Origin of the sequence: Micromonospora sp. NBC_01739, assembly GCF_035920385.1 — a bacterium.
GTDB lineage: Bacteria > Actinomycetota > Actinomycetes > Mycobacteriales > Micromonosporaceae > Micromonospora.
This window is the reverse complement of sequence record NZ_CP109151.1, coordinates 3014768-3033679: the sequence shown is the minus strand read 5'-3', so window position 1 is coordinate 3033679 and position 18912 is coordinate 3014768. Positions and strand designations below refer to the sequence as shown.

Below are 18912 nucleotides of genomic sequence, written 5' to 3'. Positions count from 1 at the left end.
CTTTCGCGCTCGGTTGCGCACTGCTTCCGCCGCGCCGGTCAGCGCCGCGCCCGCCACGCCTTGGCGCGCCGCAGGTAGCGCAGCACCCCGACCGGGCCGGTCGAGACCGGCCAGTCGTCGGTGCGGAAGTAGGCGTCCGAGCCGCCGTCCAAGAAGATCACCGAACCGCAGAGAAAGTCGGCGGCCGGCGAGAGCATGAACGCCACCCACTCGCCGACGTCCGCCGGGTTGCCGCGCCCGCCGATCGGCACCGGCAGCCCTTCGACCGCCTCCTTCTCGCCCCGGGCCATCTGCTCCTCCAACAGCGGAGTGGAGATGATGCCGGGGGCCAGGACGTTCACCCGGATGCCGGCACCGGCCCACTCCGGCGAGATCGCGGCGCGGCGCGCCCACCGGGTCACCGCCAGCTTCGAACTCGCGTACGCGAACGGCGCCGAGCGCTTGCCGAAGCGTCCCACCACGCGCAGCGCCCGGGCGGCGTCGCGGTCGAGCAGGGCCCGCACGGCGCGCTCCGGCACCATCGGGGTGAGCGTGACGGAGTTCGAGCCGAACACCACGACCTTGCTGTTGCCGGCGGCGGCCAGGGTCGGTCGCCACGCCTCGAGCAGCTCCACCACGCCGAAGAAGTTGACCTGCTGCACGATCCGGTCCCGGCCGGGGATGCCGCCGAGCCCGGCAGCGCAGACCGCCCCGTCGAGCCGCCCTCCGGCGCGCTCCAGCACCTCGGTGGCCGCGTTCGCGCGCCCGGTCGGCGTGGAGAGGTCGGCGATCACCTCCACGTCCCGCAGGTCCACGCCGACGACGGTGTGCCCGTCGCGCCGCAGCCGCTCGGCGGACGCCCGGCCCATGCCCGAGGCCGCGCCGGTCACCACGTACGTACCCATGTCGGTTCCTCTCCGCTACGCCGACGGCCGGCCCCTTGCCGGATGCTGGCACGCCGGGCGACCCCGGGTGCGACGATCCCGACAAAAGCCGTGCCTATTCCGCCATCAGGCGGCCCGGGCCTGGTCGGCGGCGGGGAGCTTGCCCGCCGCGTGCCGCCCGACGATGTAGCCGTAGACCAGGCCCTGGCCGATGGTCGCCCCGGCCCCCGGGTAGGTGCGGCCGAAGGCGTTGGCGGCGGCGTTGCCGATGGCGTACAGCCCGGGGACCGGGGTCCCCGCGTCGGACAGCGCCCGGCCGAGGCCGTCGGCCCGGATCCCGCCGCAGGTGCCGAGATCGGACAGGACGACCCGGACGGCGTACAGGGTGCCGGCCAGGGGCCGCAGGTTCGGGTTCGGCGTCACCGTGGGGTCGCCGTAGTAGCGGTCGTACGCGCTGGCGCCGCGCGCGAAGTCGTCGTCGACCCCGGCGGCGGCGAACCGGTTGAACCGCGCCAGGGTGGCGTTCAGCGCGTCGGCGTCCACGCCCATCGACCGGGCGAGGTCACCCGGGGTGCCCGCGCGGTGCGCGATGCCCGCCGCGTACCAGGACTTCGGCAGCGGGGCGCGCGGGAACTGCGTGCCGGCGAAGACGTAGCTGTTGCGGTACCGCTGGTCGAAGACCAGCCACATGGTGGGCAGCGCCCCACCTTCGCGGGCGAGGCCGAGCACCCGCTGCCCGAACGTCATGTAGTCGCAGGACTCGTTGACGAACCGGCGGCCCGTGCCGTCCACCATGAGCGACCCGGGCAGGGAACGCTCGGCGAGGAGCACCGACGGCGCGGCGTCGCCGACCGGGGCGACGGCGGGGAACCACCACGCCTGCTCCATCAGGTCGGTGCCGGTGCCCGCCTCCTGGGCGGCGCGGATCCCGTCGCCGGTGTTGCTGTCCGCGCCGAGGCTCCAGCCGCCCAGGTCGCGGTGGTGGTGGGCGTGCCGCAGCGGCAGGTCGTGGTCGAAGCCGCCGGTGGCGAGCACGACACCCCGCTCGGCCCGTACGGCGAAGGTCGTCTCCCCGTGGCGCAGCTCGGCCCCGACGACCCGGTCCCCCTCGACCAGGAGCCGCTCCAGCGCCGTCTCGGTCCAGACCGGGATGCCGGCACGGCGGACGCCGGCGAAGAGGCCGGCGGCGATGGCCTGGCCGCCGGCGGCGTACTCCCGCCCGACCGCGAGGCCGCCGAGGCCCTGGGCGAGGCGGGTCATGATGCGGGGCAGCGCGCGAACCGGGGTCTTCGCCATCAGGTTGAGCCACTTGTAGTCCGCGCCGGTGACCGGCATGGGCACGGGCGCGGAGAGGACGGCGGGACGCAGCCGCGCCCGGTCGGCACCGAGGAGCTTCAGGTCGAGCGGGCGGCACTCGCAGCTACGGCCGGCGGCGGTGCCGCCGGGCAGCTCCGGGTGGTAGTCGGAGTAGCCGCGCGCCCAGAGGAAGCGCATCGGGGTGGTCCGGGTGAGCATCTCGACCGTGGCGGTGCCGTGCTCGAGGAAGCTGCGCCAGCGCTGTTCGGGCGCGGAGCCGTCCACGACGGCCTCCAGGTACGCCGCGCCGCGCTCGGGCGTGTCCCCGGAGCCCTCGGCGGCCAGCACGGGATTGGCCGGGATCCAGAAGGCGCCGCCGGAGCGCGCCGTGGAGCCGCCGACCCAGCGCGACTTCTCCACGACGACCACGGAGAGGCCGGCCTCGTGGGCGCTGAGCGCGGCGGCCAGGCCGGTGCCGGAGCCGATCACGACGAGGTCGACCGAGGTGGGCCGGGGCTGCCGGGGTACGGACATCGGGGAACTCCTTACTACGGGGCGACGACGGGCCGGGTACCGGCGGCGACGAGCGCCGTCGTCCCCTCGGCGTCCAGGGGGCAGTGGGTGCCGGTGAAGATGCTGGCGGCGCAGAGGTTGCAGTGGGTGCAGCGCGACCGGGTGGCGGCGTCGCGGCGGATCTTGTTGATCAGGTCCGGCTCCCTGAGCAGGGCGCGGGCCATCGCGACGTACTCGAAGCCGTCGCTCATGGCCGTACGCATCCCGTCGAGGTCGGTGACGCCGCCGAGCAGAATCAGCGGCATGGACAGCTCGCGGCGGAACTGGAGCGCGAGGTCGCGGAAGTAGAGCGGCTGGTAGGGGTAGTCGCGGAACAGGAACCGGCCGAACATCTTCATCCCGAGTCGCAGCAGCGGCGGCTGGGGCGCGGCCATCGCCGCGAGCGGGATGTCGCCCCGGAACAGGTACATCGGGTTGAGCAGCGAGGACCCACCGGTGAGCTCCAGGGCGTCCAGGTGTCCGTCGGCCTGCAACATTCGGGCGAACGGGATCGACTCGTCGAGGTCGAAACCGCCGGGCACGCCGTCGCGCATGTTCATCTTGGCGATGACGGCCATGTCGTCGCCGACGGCCTCCTTGACGGCGGCCAGGATCCGGCGCGGGAACTCGGCGCGGTTGGCCAGCGCACCGCCGAACTCGTCCCGGCGTCGGTTGAGCTTCGGCGAAAGGAACGATCCGGCGAGGTAGGTGTGGCCCAGGTGCACCTCGACGGCGTCGAAGCCCACCTCGCGCGCCGCCGCGGCGGCGCTGCCGTGGGCGGCCACGATGCGGTGGATGTCGTCGTGGCTCGCGGCGCGGTCGAAGCCCATCCCCAGGGGGTTGAACCGCGCCGACGCCGCGAGCGAGGGCAGCCCGTTCGAGCGGGAGTTGGCCACCGGACCGGCGTGCCCGATCTGGGCGCTGACCCTGGCGCCGGTGGCGTGCACCGCCTCGGTCAGCCGGCGCAGCCCGGGCAACGCCTCGGGCCGCCAGTAGACCTGGCCCTGTTCGGTGCGCCCCTCGGGCGCGACGGCGAGGTAGGCGACAGTCGTCATGCCGACGCCGCCGCGACCCACGGCGGTGTGGTACTCGATCAGGCGGTCGGTGACCAGGGCGTCCGGGGTCGCCCCCTCGAAGGTGGCGGACTTGATGACCCGGTTGCGCAGGCGCACCGGACCGAGGACGGCGGGGGCGAGCGGGTCGGGGATCGGGCGGGTGGTGGTCACGGGGCTTCCTCGGGTGTGGTGATGCGGATGTCCAGCCGACGCAGCAGGGCGTCGACGGCGTGGGCGGGCGAGCCGTCGGGGCTGCGGGCCCAGTCGTAGAGCGCGGCCTGGGCCGCCTCGCGGTACGCGGTGGCGACCGCGTGGTAGATCGCCCTCGGCGCTCCCGGTCGACGCCGGGCGATCTCCCGGGCGAGGGCCTCGGTCCAGGGCGCGTAGGCGCGCGCGGAGGCTCCCGCCAGCTCGGGTTCCTCAGCGACGACCCGCATCCAGTACCCGCCCGCGCTGAGCACGAGCGCGTCGTCGGAGACGGAGGCGACCACGGCGGCGCGCAGGGCGTCCGACAACGGGACGTCAAGGGGCAGCGTGCGGAACGTCTCGGTCAGCCGCCGGGTGGCGGCGGGCACCCCCACCCAGGCGAGGGCGGCCTTGGAGGGGAAGTACCGCATCAGGGTGCGGGCGCTGATCCCGGTGGCCGCCGAGATGTCCTCCCAGCCGGTGGCGCCGTAGCCGCGCTCCGCCCAGAGCCGCAGGGCCGCGGTGCCGACCGCCTCGGGATCGAGCACGGTGGGTCGGCCACGTCGGCGCGGGGTGGGCGGGTTCTCCGAGGCCATGCGGCAAGTGAAACACTTTTTGGCGTGGTACGCCAATAATCGGCCGTGGGCTGAGGCATGCCGTCGGCGGCTGGACTGTCCTTGTCAGGCGGGCGGTTCGTTAGCCACGAACGAACCCTTGCCCTGGTGCACCTCGATCCAGCCCCGCTCGTCGAGGATTCGTAACGCTGTCCTGATCGGCGTCGGGCTGGCCTGGTACTGCTCGCATAGTTGCGCGATGGAGGGCAACTTCTCGCCAGGCTTCAGTGCGCCGGACCGAATCGATGCGATCACGTCGGCGATGATCTGTTCGTACACGGGTTGTCTGGGCATGGCAACGGCCTCTCGTCAGCGCGTCGAGCATGCCAGCCACTGAGGATCCGCAGGTGAGCGCCGTCGCCACCGTACCGCTGTGTCAGGCACTGCGCTGCTGTGACCGTAACGGGGCCGCGTTGCGGGCCGCCGTCGTGGCCGCCCACCGCCTCGGCCCCCGCGATCCGGCTGCCCGCTTCGGGTCGCTGCGCGGGACGCTGCTGCTTCAGGCCGCGCTGGCCGCCGCCGATCGGGCCGACGATCGCAGTGCCCGAGGGCTGGTCGACCAGGCCGTGGCGCTCGCGGATCAGGGGAGCTTCGGCGGTGAGGGTTTCGGCCCGGCGGCGGTGCATGCGGCCCGCGTGCTCGTCGAGGCCGCGCGGGGAGACCTGCCGGTGGCGACGGTACGCCACGAACGACTGCTTGCCAGCCCAGGCTGGCGGTGGCTACCGCCCGAGCACCGGGCCGCGTACCTGCTCGACGTGGCCCGCGCGTCCGCCTCGGCCGGCGAGATGTCCCGGGCCGGACGGGCGCTGCTGGCCGCAGAAGGCACCGCGCGCAGCGAGGTGCACGACCGGCCGGCGGCCCGGGACCTGGTGGCCGCCGTGGCCCGGTCCACCGCCGCACCCGCCGCCCTGACCCGCCTCGCGGCCACCCTCCACGTCGCCCGATGACCCAGAGCGGCTCTCGAGGGTGGACCGGCTGGGGCCGGACACCTCGCCTCAAGACGTATCCGTGCCAAGCAGACCGAGCACATGTCTACACATGAACTCATGGAATTGCTGCGTGGCGAGTGACCGCCCGCGGTCGCACACCGATCCGCCCCGTGACGGCGAGCGTTTATGGGACCGGGCCGGCGGCTTGCCGATGTCGATCCGGTTCTGCGCGCGCGTCTCTTCGCGGCCTGGGGGTGGAGGTAGTGGGAAGTGTGCCTATCGAGCTGAGAGCGGAAACGGCTCACGGCGGACGAGCCGGGGAACGGTGACGGTCCCGCCGAGGTGACGGCGTGAACGGTTCAGCTCGATAGGGACAGGAGGGGCAGGGTGGTCGCCACCCGCCCCTCCCCGAGCCTGGAAACCCGAGTAGCCGCAACCCCCCGACCAGCCCGAATGCCCCGAGACGCCGTATGCCGGCGACAGCTCACGGGACCCAGAGATGGCGACATGCGGCAACCCGTGCCGCGCACCCCGTACCGGCGCAGCGCCGCCACAGCCGGCGTACCGACAGAACTCTGGGCGAGCGTTAAATGGGGGCCCCTCCTCTACCCGAGGCGTTAACAGGGTGCCCTTCCTTACCTCAGTGAGCGGTAGAGGTTGAGGGTGCGGGCGGCGATCGCGTCCCAGGAGAAGTGCTCGACCGCCCGGCGGCGGCCGGCCCGGCCAAGCGCGGCGGCGCGGTCGGGAGAAGCCAGCAGCTCGTTGAGCCGGGCCGCCAGGTCGGCCTCGAAGCGGGCCGGGTCGGCGGGCGTGCCGTCCAGACCGGTCTGCTCGATCGGGACCAGCAGGCCGGTCTCGCCTTCGACGACCACCTCGGGGATGCCGCCGGTGGCGGTGGCCACCACCGCGGTCTCGCAGGCCATCGCCTCCAGGTTGACGATGCCCATCGGCTCGTACACCGAGGGGCAGACGAAGATGGTGGCGTGGGTGAGCACCTGGATCACCTCGGGCTTGGGCAGCATCTCGGCCACCCAGATCACCCCGGAGCGGCCCGCCCGCAGCTCGGCTACCAGGCCCTCCACCTCGGCGGCGAGCTCCGGGGTGTCCGGTGCCCCGGCCAGCAGCACCAGTTGGGTGTCCGGGGGCAGGTCGCGGGCGGCGCGCAGCAGGTGCGGCAGGCCCTTCTGCCGGGTGATCCGCCCGACGTAGACCACGCTGGGCAGGGCCGGGTCGATGCCGAGTCGGGCCAGCACGTCCGTGCCCGGGTCGGGGGCGTACTGCGCGGTGTCGATGCCGTTGTAGATCACGTGCACCCGGTCCGGATCCACCGAGGGGTACGCGGTCAGCACGTCCCGGCGCATCCCCGCGCTGACCGCCACGATCGCGTCGGCCGACTCGTAGGCGGTGCGTTCGCACCAGGAGGAGAGGGCGTACCCGCCGCCGAGCTGTTCGGCCTTCCAGGGGCGCAGCGGCTCCAGGCTGTGCGCGGTCACCACGTGCGGCACCCCGTACAGCAGCTTCGCGGTGTGCCCGGCCAGGTTGGCGTACCAGGTGTGGCTGTGCACCACGTCCGCGCCGGCACACCCGGCCGCCATCTCCAGGTCCACCCCCATGGTCCGCAGGGCCGGGTTCGCGCCGGCCAGGCCCGCCGGTTCGGGGTACGCCCGCACTCCCGGCTCGGTACGCGGCGCGCCGAAGCAGTGCACCCGGACCTCGGTCAGCCGGCGCAACTCCCGGGCCAGGTACTCGACATGCACCCCGGCGCCCCCGTAGACCTCCGGCGGGTACTCCCGGGTGAGCAGGTCGACGCGCAGCGGGATGGAGTCGGTCATGCCCGGCACCCTAGTGCAGAAGTGTGGCCGTACAAGTGGTGAAGCGGCACCGGGATGGATAGCGTCTGGTCATGGCTGAGAAGGTGCTCGCGATTGTCCTGGCCGGCGGAGAGGGCAAGCGCCTGATGCCGCTCACCACGGATCGGGCCAAGCCGGCCGTCCCGTTCGGCGGGATGTACCGCATGGTCGACTTCGTCCTCTCCAACCTGGCCAACGCCGGGTACCTCAAGATCGTCGTGCTGACCCAGTACAAGTCCCACTCCCTTGACCGGCACATCACCAAGACCTGGCGGATGTCGACCCTGCTCGGCAACTACGTCACCCCGGTGCCCGCGCAGCAGCGCCGGGGCCCCTGGTGGTTCTCCGGCTCGGCGGACGCGATCTACCAGAGCTTCAACCTGATCTACGACGAGCAGCCCGACTATGTGATCGTCTTCGGAGCCGACCACATCTACCGGATGGATCCCCGGCAGATGGTGGAGGAGCACATCGCCTCCGGGGCCGCCGTGACCGTGGCCGGCATCCGGCAGCCGCTGTCCACGGCCGACCAGTTCGGGGTCATCGAGGTGGCCGAGGACGGCCGGCGGATCCGGGCCTTCCGGGAGAAGCCCACCGACGCGGTGGGGCTGCCGGACGCCCCCGACGAGATCTACGCCTCGATGGGCAACTACGTCTTCACCACCCGGGCCCTGGTCGAGGCGGTCGAGCGGGACGCCGAGGACCGCTCCAGCAAGCACGACATGGGCGGCAGCATCATCCCGATGCTCGTCGAGCGGGGTGAGGCCAACGTCTACGACTTCCGTGACAACGAGGTGCCCGGCAGCACCGACCGGGACCGGGGCTACTGGCGGGACGTGGGGACCCTGGACTCCTTCTACGACGCCCACATGGATCTGATCAACGTGCACCCGGTGTTCAACCTCTACAACTTCGACTGGCCGATCTACACCGAGCAGCCGCCGTACCCGCCGGCCAAGTTCGTGCACCAGTGGGGGGAGCGGGTCGGCCGCGCGGTCGCCTCGATGGTCTCCCCCGGGGCGGTGATCTCCGGCTCACTGGTGGAGAACTCGATCGTCTCGCCCAAGGTGAAGGTGCACTCCTGGGCCCATGTGGACGGCTCGGTGTTGATGGAGGGGGTGGAGATCGGTCGGCACGCGGTGGTGCGTCGGGCCATTCTGGACAAGAATGTCCACGTTCCCGAGGGCGCCGAGATCGGCGTCGATCTGGAACGCGACCGACAGCGCTACACCGTCTCCGACAACGGCATCGTGGTCATCGGCAAAGGACAGAAGGTGGAACCGTGAGTGGTGGTACTCACCCCCGGGCCGGGCAGCCGGCTCAGCCTGCCGACTTGGTCGACGTGCCTCGGCTGGTGACCGCCTACTACGCCGAGCATCCGGACCCGGCCGACCCGGCTCAGCAGGTTTCCTTCGGCACCTCGGGGCACCGTGGGTCGAGCCTGCGCAACGCCTTCAACTCCGACCACATCCTCGCCGTCACCCAGGCGCTCTGCGACTACCGGCGGGAGCAGGGCATCGACGGGCCACTGTTCCTCGGCCGGGACACCCACGCGCTCTCCGCGCCCGCCGCCGTGGACGCGTTGGAGGTGCTCGCCGGCAACGGGGTCACCGTGCTGCTGGACAGCCGCGACGGCTACACCCCCACCCCCGCGGTGTCGCACGCGATCCTCACCCACAACCGGGGCCGCACCGCCGGGTTCGCCGACGGCATCGTGATCACCCCGTCGCACAACCCGCCGGACGACGGGGGATTCAAGTACAACCCCACCCATGGCGGCCCGGCCGACTCCGACGTCACGAAGTGGATCCAGGACCGGGCTAACGCGATCCTCGCTGCCGGGCTCCAGCAGGTGCGCCGCGTCCCGTACGCGCGGGCCCGCACCGTCGACACCACCGGCACGTACGACTTCCTCGGCGCGTACGTCGACGACCTGCCGGCCGTGCTCGACCTGGACGCGATCCGCGCCGCCGGGGTCCGCATCGGCGCCGACCCGCTCGGCGGGGCCAGCGTCGCCTACTGGGACGAGATCGCCGACCGGCACCGCCTCGACCTGACCGTGGTCAATCCGATCGTCGATCCGACCTGGCGGTTCATGACCCTCGACGGGGACGGCAAGATCCGGATGGACTGCTCGTCGCCGAACGCGATGGCTTCGCTGATCGCCATGCGCGCCGACTACCAGGTCGCCACCGGCAACGACGCCGACGCCGACCGGCACGGCATCGTCACCCCCGACGCCGGGCTGATGAACCCGAACCACTATCTCGCCGTGGCCATCTCCCACCTGTTCCGTACCCGGGAGAAGTGGGGCCCGGACGCGGCGGTCGGCAAGACCCTGGTCTCCTCCTCCATGATCGACCGGGTGGCGGCCGACCTCGGGCGTCCGCTGCTGGAGGTGCCGGTCGGCTTCAAGTGGTTCGTGCCCGGGCTGCTCGACGGCACGGTCGGCTTCGGCGGGGAGGAGAGCGCCGGGGCGTCCTTCCTGCGGCGCGACGGTGGCACCTGGACCACCGACAAGGACGGCATCCTGCTCTGCCTGCTCGCCTCCGAGATCATCGCCCTGACCGGCCGCACCCCGAGTGAACACTGGGCAGAGTTGGCCGAACGCTTCGGTGCCCCCGCGTACGCTCGGATCGACGCCCCCGCCTCCCGGGAGCAGAAGGCCGTGCTCGGCAAGCTCTCTCCGGAACAGGTACGCGCCACCGAACTTGCCGGTGAACCGATCACCGCCACCATCACCACGGCACCCGGCAACGGCGCCTCGATCGGCGGGCTGAAGGTGACCACGGCCAGTGGCTGGTTCGCCGCCCGTCCGTCCGGCACCGAGGACGTCTACAAGATCTACGCCGAGTCCTTCCAGGGCCCCGAACACCTGGCCCGCCTCCAGGAGGAGGCCCAGGACCTGGTCACCGAGGTGCTGAAGGCGACAGGCTGAACGGCGGGGACCCCAACAACAGGGTCCCCGCCGTATGCATCCGGTTCCGGCTCAGCGGGCGAGCGGTATGCCGGTCTTCTGGTTGAGAAGCGCGCCGGGAAGGACGCCGCAGAGCCGGGCGAGCTGGTCGATGACCTTGTCCGGCTCGTCGAACGGATCCAGTCCGCTGACCTCCAGGGGATCCAACACAGGCACTCTGACGTGCGAGATCAGCGGATGCAGCGTCCGGTGGTCGGACTCGCCGCTACCCAGCAGATCCTCGTGCAGCTTCTCGCCCGGCCGCAGACCGGTGTAAACGATCTCGACTGTGCTGGCGGCCTGTTCGACCATCCGGCGCGCGATGTCGTCGATGCGTACCGGCTCACCCATGTCCAGCACCAGGGCTTCGCCGTCCCGGCCTATGTTCGCCGCCTGGAGGACCAGATGGACGGCCTCCTGCACCGTCATCAGATACCGGGTCACGTCCGGGTGGGTGACGGTCAGCGGCTGCCCGGCCTCGATCTGTCGCTGGAAGGCGGTCACCACCGAGCCGCGGCTGCTCAGCACGTTGCCGAACCGCACGCTGAGGAAGGTGCCCGGGTAGGCCGCCGCGGCGTGCGCGGTGAGCATCTCGGTGATGCGTTTCGAGTAACCCAGCACGCTGATCGGGTCGGCGGCCTTGTCGGTGGAGATGTTCACGAACCGGGCCACGTCCCGGCAGGCGTCGAGCACGGTGAGAGTGCCCCAGACGTTGGTCTTGACAGCCTCTCCCGGGTGCCGTTCCAGCAGCGTCAGGTGCTTGAGCGCCGCAGCATGAAAGACGATCTCGGGGCGTCGTTGCCGCATGATGCGCCGGACACCCTCGTCGTCGCGCAAGTCGGCGAGGATCAGCTCGGGGCCGTCCAGCAGTGCCCGACCGGTGAGCGACATCTGAAGGCCGTGCAACGCTGACTCGTCCCGGTCCAGCATCATCAGCTCACCGGGGTTGGCCTGCATGATCTGCCGGCACAACTCGGAGCCGATCGAGCCGCCGGCGCCGGTGACCAGGACGCGCCGGCCGGCGAGCACGTTGTCGTCCAGGGTCAGATCACCGACGACCTGACGTCGGCCGAGCAGGTCACTGATCTGGACGTCCCGTACGTCCCTGACCGTGATGCGGTGATCCACCAGCTCCCGCATCGGTGGAAGGATCTTGAATGTGGCGCCCGTGCGGAGCGTGGCCTCCCGGATCTCGCGGATCAGCGTGGCGTCGGCGTTCGCCACGGAGAAGATCAGCGCGGTCGCGCCGGTGCGGTGGATGGCCTTGGCGATCTCGGCCCGGCCACCCAGGACCGAGACGCCGGCGATGCGCAGGTCCTGCTTGTCCGGGTCGTCGTCGAGGGCGCCGACGGGCAGGTAGCGGCCCTTCGGGTCGCCGAGCATCGCGCGGACGAGTCCCTGTCCGGCCTCGCCGAGGCCGAAGAGCAGCACCGGGGTCGCTGAACGGGCGTCCGGACGCATGGCCCGGTCCCGCCGGTGCCGATGCAGCAGACGGCAGCTGAGCATCAGCAACAGTGCCAACGCCCCACCGACCACCGGGGTGCTGCCAGGCACCGGGCGTTGGTCGAACGCCAGCAGGGCGATCAGCACAACGGCAGCCGTGGTGGCGGTGGTGCCCGCGAGACCGCGGACCTCCTCGACACTGCCGAGCGGCTGCCGACCCGAATAGATCCGGCGCAGCGCGCTCAATCCGACATGCAGTACGGCGGCAGCGCCGCCGAGCATCACCGCGTTGACAGCCTGATCGATGGTGAGGATTTGTTCGTACCTTGCCCAACCGGCGACCGTGAATCCACCGACCCAGGCGAGCGCGTCGGCGACGAGAAAGACGGCGGTACGTCGGCTGCTCGCCCTGATGCGGTCGGTGGCCGTGGATGGCGTTCGCTGGACACGCTCAATTTCCCGCAGCATGTACAAACTCCCCTGTCCTGCTGTCGGTGGCCGATGATGACCTACGGCAGGTCAGGGCCACATGCATCCCGTAACTGCTTAGCCGACGTTTGCTCTGCGGGTTCTGGGTTTCGCGTTTCTGTGGCCGGTTGTTGGTATGGCTCGTCGCTGGGGCGAAATATTGTCGCCTCCGCCGGCCGGTATTCAGGAACAGTCGAATGCCATTCACGCCAGCGGGCCGCGCGCAACCGTCGACTGGTCTTACCACGAACCTTCTTGACCCTGAGGTCGATGCCCTTGCGGGCCAGCCGCTCGGCCCGGCTACGGCTGAGCACCGTCTCGATCTCCGACGGGACACATGCCAATGCGTCGATCAGGGCGCGACGAAATCGAAGGGTTTTCAGGTCCGCTGATTCCCGCGCGACCTGTCGCCCGGGTCGGTCGTTTGTCCCGGTGTGCTCGCAGGGGGAGAGGAGAAGCTGGTGCTCGATGCGGTGGGAGCCAAGGCCAACCCGACTCGGGAACACGACCTTGAACCCTTTCGCGTCCTGGCTACCTGTGGCGGGTTCGTGCCGGGGCATCGGTATGGAGGCCCGGTGCGCTCTCTCGTCCAGATCGTGGAATCGATATCCGAGAGCATCGACCTGACCTTGGTGACGCGTGACCGCGATCTCGCCACGCCGACTCCGTATCCGGGTCTCTCTGGCCGTTGGGTCATGCAGTCAGGAGCGCGGGTGTTCTACCTGACCGTCTCACGGGCGGGTCAATGGCGTCAGCTGCGGCGCGAGTTCCGAGATACTTCCTTCGACCTGCTGTACGTGAACAGTCTCTTCTCGATGTTCTCACTCGTGCCGATCATCGCGGCACGGCTGGGTGTGCTGAGGGTGTCGCGGATCCTCGTGGCCCCGCGGGGGGAGTTGTCGCCCGGCTCGCTCTCCCTCAAGCGGCGGAAGAAGCAGGTGTTCCTCCGGTTCTGGCTGCCGCTGCTCAGGACGCTGGGAGTCGTCTGGCATGCCACCAGTGATCGTGAGGCGGAGAGTATCCGGCGAGCGTGCCCATGGGCACAGATCGAGATCAACAGGTCGCAGGTGTCGCTGCCGTACGAACCGCTTCCGCCGGGACCGGTCGCACCCGGCCCTGCCCGGCTCGTGTTTATCAGTCGCATCAGCCCCGAGAAGAACTTGATCCTTGTACTGCGGGCGTTGCAGCAGGTCTCGACGCCGATGGATCTCGACATATACGGGCCGATGGAGAATGTCGGCTACTGGGAGAAGTGCCAGAACCTGTTCGCGCGCCTGCCGACGACGGTACAGGTGCGGTACTGCGGCGAGTTGGCTGCGGACGAGGTACGGAGCACCTTCGCCAGGTACGACGCCTTTGTCTTCCCCACGCTCGGCGAAAACTTTGGGCATGTCATCGCCGAGAGCCTTTCCGCATCCTGTCCCGTGATCTGCTCCGACCAGACGCCTTGGACGGACCTGCTGACCGCTGGTGGTGGCGCGGTCCTGAAGCGGCTCACCGTCGACGATCTCGCCGGGCAGCTCGAACGGTTCGCCGCGTTGGATCAGGTGGCTCGGGCGCACGCGCGTCGTGCAGCTGGCGACGCATACCGATCGTGGCGTCGGCGCGTTGACGGCCCGAACATCCTCGAGCAGGCTCGCCGGGCGTCATGGGTACGGCCCGGTGACCCGATCCACCCGTCGTGCTGTGGCGCTGATTCGTGAATGGGAGATAGCGGTGAACCAGCCGGTCAAGGATCGGGCCAACCTTCTTCCCATCAGGGAGGGGACGCGTCGCGTTGCGGTTGTCACCCATGGGCTGCACAGGAGTGGCGGCGTGGAAAGCGTTGTCAGCTGGCTCTGCGAGGGTCTTGCCGCGAGCGGTCGGTACGCCGTGGACATACACGATTTGGCGATGTCGTATCGGGACAGTTCCAGCCGGCGCATTCTGGCGCCCCGGTCGTGGCTGCAGCCGAGCGTGCTCACGCGCAAAGGGGAGAGGCCGGACGAATGGTATTGGGGTGCGAATGCGGTCGAACTCGAGTTCATGCGGTACCGGCCACGACGTGAGTTGACCAAGGCGCTGGCGGGGTACGACCTCATCCAGGTTGTCTGCGGTTCGCCCGCGTGGGCGGCACCGATTCTCAACGCCGGCCCGCCGGTCGTGATCCAGATGGCGACGTTGGTGGAGTGGGAACGTGATTCATATCCGAAAGCGGGAGCGTCCGCCGTAGCCGCTTGGCGAGCGATGATGACCCGGATCACCGCACGGATCGAGAGGTCGGCCCTGAGCGCGGCCGACGCGGTCCTCGTCGAGAACAAGGTGATCCTCGACTGGATGAGGACAGCCGGCCATTCCAACGTCGTGCTCGCGCCTCCCGGCGTCGACACGACCATCTTCTCACCGCCATCCGACGGCTGGCGTGCCGATGGACACCTGCTCTCGGTCTGTCGACTCGCCGACCCACGTAAAGGACTGGACCGAATGGTCCGCGCGTACGGGAAGCTCGTGTGTGATCGGCCCGACGCGCCCCCGCTCGTGCTCGCGGGAAAGGGACGCCTGGATCCCTCGATCAGCGCGCTCATCGCCGATCTCGGGCTGAACCGGCGGATCGTGGTGCGTGCCGATGTTCCGGTCAATGAACTGGTCGAGCTTTACCGTAGTGCCTCGGTGTTTCTGCAGACCTCCTACGAGGAGGGCCTCGGTCTGTCCGTCATCGAGGCGATGGCCTGCGGGGTTCCGAGCGTGGTCACGGCCACCTACGGCGCGCGCGAGAGCGTCGCCGACGGACGGACCGGCTGGTTGGTTCCGCTGGAACCCGCGGCCGATGTCAGCCGGTCAGTGGCGGCGCGGGTGCACGAGATCCTCGACGGCGCCGGTGCCAGTATGGCCACCGCAGCTCGCCGCCGCTGCGAAGAACATTTTTCCCGGCACGTCACGCTCCGCCGTTTCATCGACACGTACGATCGGCTGCTCGCGCACGGGGCAGAGACGCGGTGAGCGCGCCAGCGGCGGTCGAGCCCTCAAGGGAACGGGGGAAGCATCGGATCGCCCGGCGGCAGACCTCCCGACTCACCGGGTTGCTCCAGCAGTTCCCGGTGACTGCGGTGATCCTGGCACCGTACGCGATCCTTGTGGTTCCGATGGCGGTGTTCCACGGCAACCCGAAGACCGGGTTCATACTGAGCCTGCTGGGGCTGGCCCTGGCCAGTACCCTGGCCGTGGAACTAGCCTTTCGCAGCCGGATAGGCAAGCGCGGTGACTGGCAGCGCGGCCTTGCACAGGCCAACGCCGGTTACCCACACCTGTTCCTCCTCGCCCGGCTGACCGCTGTCGTCAGCATCGTCGCGGACGTGGTCGGTGCGCTGGAAGGCCGTGGCACTGTCTTCACCCAGGCTGCGGGCGAGTTGGCCTCATCACCCGCGGCCTTCGTCACCTCCGCTCTCTCGGGATGGCGCTACCTCGCGGTCGCCCTGCTGCTGGCGAGCCTGCTCGGGGGCCACGTGGGTCACCTGCGTTTCCTGCTGTGGGCGACCCTCCTCGTCGCCACCCAGGTTGTGCTCATACTGATCACGGCAATCTCGGCCCCGCTGATCGGGTTCCTGTCCTTTCTTCTCGCGGTGACCGCCATCTGTGGTGTGGTCCGCCCACGCTTCGTGATCGCCGCTGTGCTTGTGTTGTTCCTCGTCTGGCCGACGATCTTCGCGCAGCGCAACGAAGTCAGGGTCGGGGGCGGGTATGCGGTGGACGAGAGGATCAGTGCCAGCGACCGACTCCGCTTCGACCTTCAGGTCTCGCGGGCGAGTGACTACGAGGTGCCGGTCGACATCGGCCGTCCCGGCCTGCCGGAAATCGTTCGGTATGGCGTTGTGCCCCGGATACTGGATCCGGATCGGCCGGCGCTGTCGACCGGCGCGCGGATCAACGAGTTCCTCGGTGGAAGCCCTACGTCCGCCTATACATTCCTCGCTCTCGGCACCATCTACTTTCTTGACGGCCCCTGGGGGGTAATCCTCTTCTACAGCGGTTGGGCGCTCGCCGTCGTCGCGCTGATGCGGATCCGGGGCGCGCCGGGACCGGTGCGGCTCTCCTACCTGTGCTTCGTGATGGCAACTCCGCTCGTCTGGTCGGCCACCTACCCCGAGTCCATGATCGCGTTTGTGCAGTACTCGGTCGCTGCGCTGCCGGTTTTGCTGATCATTTACCTGACCAGGCAGACCCGAGCACCTGTCCCGCCTGCCGCCAGCGGGTACGCCAGTTGACCGCATCGGCGGATCTCCGTGGCGCGACCGGCGGAGGTCGGGCATCCGCGTCATCTCCGGCCGGGCGCTCCTTCGGGCGGCGTGCCGTCGTGGCGTTTGCGGTCAACGGGCTGTCCAGTATCGGCAACCTTGCCGTGTCGGTGTCGGTTGCTCGTGGTGAACCGCTGGGTCGCTTGGGGCAGTTCGCCCTCGCGTTCTCGATCTACGTGCTGGTCACCGGGCTGTCGCGTACGACGGTTACGGAGTCGGTTCTCGCGGAGCGCGCGGAACCTTCGTCGGCCGAGGCGGCGTACGGAGCCCGCCGAGCCTGCCTGCTCGGCGTGTTGACGGGGGCAGTGGTCGTGGTGGTGGGGGTCGGTCACGGATCGTCGTACCTCGCCATCGCCGGCGGGATGCTGCCGGGCCTGGTGCTGTACGACTACGTGAAGGCGATGAGCCTCGGCGCAGGCGAGACCCGGGTTGCCGTGGTGCAGGAGGGGCTGTGGACCGGGTGCGTGTTGACGATCACGCTGTCAGCCCTCGTTCTGCCCATCACGCCCGTTCTGGTCTTCGCGACCTGGGCCACCACGGGAGCCCTCATCGGGGTTCTCACCGCCGTCGGTCAGCGGTATCCGGTCCGGCCGGGATGGAACCTCGATCGACGGCGGACCAAGGTCTCCGCGATCTTTGCGGCGCAGTTCCTGGTCACCACCGGGTCCGCGCAACTGGCCCTGACCGGACTGGCCGTCGTCGGCGGCGCTGCCGGCGTCGCCGTCGTCGGGGCGCTGGGTGCGGCCCGGACCGTATTCGGGCCGGTGGCCCTGCTGACCGCCACGCTCAATTCGTTGATCGTCCCGTTTCTCGCGCGCAGCCGCCCCCGGGGAGTCCGTACGCGGCTGCGTACCGCCGGGCCGGTGGTCGGCCTGACGATTGCCCTCAGCGCCCCGGTGGTGATCGGCGTCTGCCTGTTGCCGGACCGGGCTGGTGCGGCGCTGCTCGCGGACAACTGGGCGGTGGCCCGGCCGTTGCTGCCGTTGATCGCCGTCGAGGTTCTGTTGGCGCCGATCGCGCTCGTCGGATTCGCCGGGCATCGGGTGCAGGGAGCCGGGGGGCGGGCTCTGTTGATCGGCGGGGTGCTCGGCCCGATCCGAGTCGTCTCGATCGTCGCCGGCGGTGTCCTGTTCGGCGCGTACGGCGCTGCCGGAGGGCTTGCCCTGATCGTCGTGGTCAGCGCGAGCTGCTGGTGTGTCAGCTACCTGACCCTCGATGTGCAAAGGGAGAAGCGATGGCGCGACCAACCGTCGGGCTGATCTGTCTCGGTGAGGCGGGAAACTTCGGGGACGACCTGATCATGATTGCCGCGGTCGTGGCGGCCACGGAGACAGGGGACGACGTCGCGGTCCGGCATCTCAGTTTCGGAAGGCCCGTCAACTGGCCTGCGGTCTCCGCACGCATCGGTCGTGACCTGAGCCCGCAAGCGGTACGTCCGACCAGAGACCTACCCGGCTCGCGACGCAGCGAACTCAGCTTCCAAAGCTGTCAGGCGGTGCTGTTCGGCGGCGGTGGTCTCCTGCAAACCAGCCACCATCCGCACACCCCCTACCACTGGCTCAGCTTTCTGCCGCGGCACCATCCGGCGGTTCCGGTGCTTGCCGTCGGCCTCGGCCTCGGCCCGTTGAGCGACTACTGGCAGCGGCGCTTGCACCAGCTTGGTTCCCCGTTCGACGAGTGTTACCTGCGTGATGACGACTCGGTCGCCTATGCCGAACAGCGACTTGGCTGGCGCGTCGGCCGGTGCCGGGATTTCGTCGACTCCGCATTTCTCACTCGACTCGGCATCGGTCGGCGCGGCTTCTCGGCAGACGGTCAAGGCCTGCTCGGGGTGGCGCTACGCCGATGGCCGGGGCTCGACCCCATCGGCACCGCCCGCCACATCGGACGCGTCGCAGAGGCGTACGGTGTCGGGAACATTCGGCTGTTCGTCCTAGAGACGAGTGCCAGCGGAGTGGACGTGGCCTTTACCGAGCAGGTGTGTCGGCAACTCGGTGGCCGTGAAGCGGATGTCGTCCCGTACCTGGGCGCGGACGTGCTCGATTTCGCCGAGGCGATGGCCGGATGTTCGGTCGCCGTCTCGATGAAGTTGCATTCGAGCGCGCTGTGGGCGGCACTCGGTGTGCCGATCTTCCCGATCTCGTACGCGCCGAAGACGGCGGCGTTCTTCGGCCAACCGTTCGCTGGCTTGAAGACGTACGACCAGGTGGTGGCACCTGCGGTGGAGCCGAACTCTGTCCCGCGCGCGGCCGACGTCGTGCTGCCGTGGCTTCGACAGGCGCTCTCCGGGCAGTTTGCGGTCACCCGTGCCGTCCTCACGAACAGCGACAAGTTGCGACTTCAGACGTCACGCACCGCGGTCAACGTCTATCGGCGTCTCGGCCGTTCATTCCGGAACGTGATGGTACGAGAGTGACCGAGGACGCCGA

General features: G+C 69.9%; 15 protein-coding genes. 8 read left to right on the top strand and 7 right to left on the bottom strand.

The annotated features are described in order from the left end of the window. Nucleotides 1-38: 38 nt before the first annotated feature. The 5 genes from OIE53_RS13370 to OIE53_RS13350 all read right to left on the bottom strand — a co-directional run bounded on the left by OIE53_RS13370 (nt 39) and on the right by OIE53_RS13350 (nt 4845). The gene (locus OIE53_RS13370; RefSeq protein ID WP_327026925.1) at nt 39-884 is read right to left on the bottom strand and encodes an SDR family oxidoreductase; all 846 of its coding nucleotides are present in this window, start codon (nt 882-884) and stop codon (nt 39-41) included. A 105-nt stretch (nt 885-989) separates the two neighbouring features. Next, a complete protein-coding gene (locus OIE53_RS13365; protein WP_327026924.1) occupies nt 990-2693 on the bottom strand; it encodes a 3-ketosteroid-delta-1-dehydrogenase in 1704 nt (567 codons plus the stop codon). Nucleotides 2694-2707: 14 nt separating this feature from the next. Further along, the gene (locus OIE53_RS13360; protein WP_327026923.1) at nt 2708-3937 is read right to left on the bottom strand and encodes an NADH:flavin oxidoreductase; all 1230 of its coding nucleotides are present in this window, start codon (nt 3935-3937) and stop codon (nt 2708-2710) included. Next, nucleotides 3934-4548, bottom strand: coding sequence for a TetR/AcrR family transcriptional regulator (locus OIE53_RS13355; protein ID WP_327026922.1), 615 nt, complete (start codon nt 4546-4548; stop codon nt 3934-3936). Before OIE53_RS13355 ends, OIE53_RS13360 begins: the two co-directional genes overlap by 4 nt. An 84-nt stretch (nt 4549-4632) precedes the next feature. Then, nucleotides 4633-4845 carry a winged helix-turn-helix domain-containing protein gene (locus tag OIE53_RS13350; protein WP_442791388.1) on the bottom strand — a complete coding sequence of 71 codons (213 nt, stop codon included), beginning with the start codon at nt 4843-4845 and terminating at the stop codon, nt 4633-4635. 68 nt (nt 4846-4913) lie between these two features. Between OIE53_RS13350 and OIE53_RS13345 the strand changes: the two genes are divergently transcribed. Next, nucleotides 4914-5513 (top strand): hypothetical protein, encoded by a 600-nt coding sequence (locus OIE53_RS13345; protein ID WP_327026920.1) that lies wholly within the window; start codon nt 4914-4916, stop codon nt 5511-5513. Between the two features lie 617 nt (nt 5514-6130). On the opposite strand, the gene glgA is transcribed toward OIE53_RS13345, so the two are convergent. Further along, nucleotides 6131-7327 carry a glycogen synthase gene (glgA, locus tag OIE53_RS13340; RefSeq protein WP_327026919.1) on the bottom strand — a complete coding sequence of 399 codons (1197 nt, stop codon included), beginning with the start codon at nt 7325-7327 and terminating at the stop codon, nt 6131-6133. Nucleotides 7328-7398: 71 nt separating this feature from the next. Between glgA and glgC the strand changes: the two genes are divergently transcribed. Both glgC and pgm read left to right on the top strand, forming a co-directional pair. Next, entirely contained in the window at nt 7399-8631 is a 1233-nt protein-coding gene (gene glgC / locus OIE53_RS13335) for a glucose-1-phosphate adenylyltransferase (RefSeq protein WP_327026918.1), read from the top strand. After that, entirely contained in the window at nt 8628-10283 is a 1656-nt protein-coding gene (gene pgm, locus OIE53_RS13330; RefSeq protein WP_327026917.1) for a phosphoglucomutase (alpha-D-glucose-1,6-bisphosphate-dependent), read from the top strand. Before glgC ends, pgm begins: the two co-directional genes overlap by 4 nt. Nucleotides 10284-10334: 51 nt before the next feature. On the opposite strand, the gene OIE53_RS13325 is transcribed toward pgm, so the two are convergent. Next, nucleotides 10335-12212, bottom strand: a complete 1878-nt coding sequence (locus tag OIE53_RS13325; RefSeq protein ID WP_327026916.1) for a nucleoside-diphosphate sugar epimerase/dehydratase — start codon at nt 12210-12212, stop codon at nt 10335-10337. Between the two features lie 461 nt (nt 12213-12673). On the opposite strand from OIE53_RS13325, the gene OIE53_RS13320 reads away from it, so the two are divergent. From OIE53_RS13320 to OIE53_RS13300, 5 genes are all read left to right on the top strand, one after another. Continuing rightward, complete coding sequence (locus OIE53_RS13320; RefSeq protein ID WP_327026915.1) at nt 12674-13915, top strand: glycosyltransferase; 1242 nt, start codon at nt 12674-12676, stop codon at nt 13913-13915. A gap of 13 nt (nt 13916-13928) precedes the next feature. Next, nucleotides 13929-15191, top strand: coding sequence for a glycosyltransferase family 4 protein (locus tag OIE53_RS13315; RefSeq protein ID WP_327026914.1), 1263 nt, complete (start codon nt 13929-13931; stop codon nt 15189-15191). 98 nt (nt 15192-15289) lie between these two features. After that, nucleotides 15290-16453 (top strand): hypothetical protein, encoded by a 1164-nt coding sequence (locus OIE53_RS13310; protein WP_327026913.1) that lies wholly within the window; start codon nt 15290-15292, stop codon nt 16451-16453. Between the two features lie 89 nt (nt 16454-16542). Beyond that, entirely contained in the window at nt 16543-17742 is a 1200-nt protein-coding gene (locus OIE53_RS13305) for a hypothetical protein (RefSeq protein WP_327026912.1), read from the top strand. Next, on the top strand, nt 17718-18899 hold the full coding sequence (locus OIE53_RS13300) for a polysaccharide pyruvyl transferase family protein (protein WP_327026911.1): 1182 nt from the start codon (nt 17718-17720) through the stop codon (nt 18897-18899). Before OIE53_RS13305 ends, OIE53_RS13300 begins: the two co-directional genes overlap by 25 nt. The last annotated feature ends 13 nt before the right edge of the window (nt 18900-18912 follow it).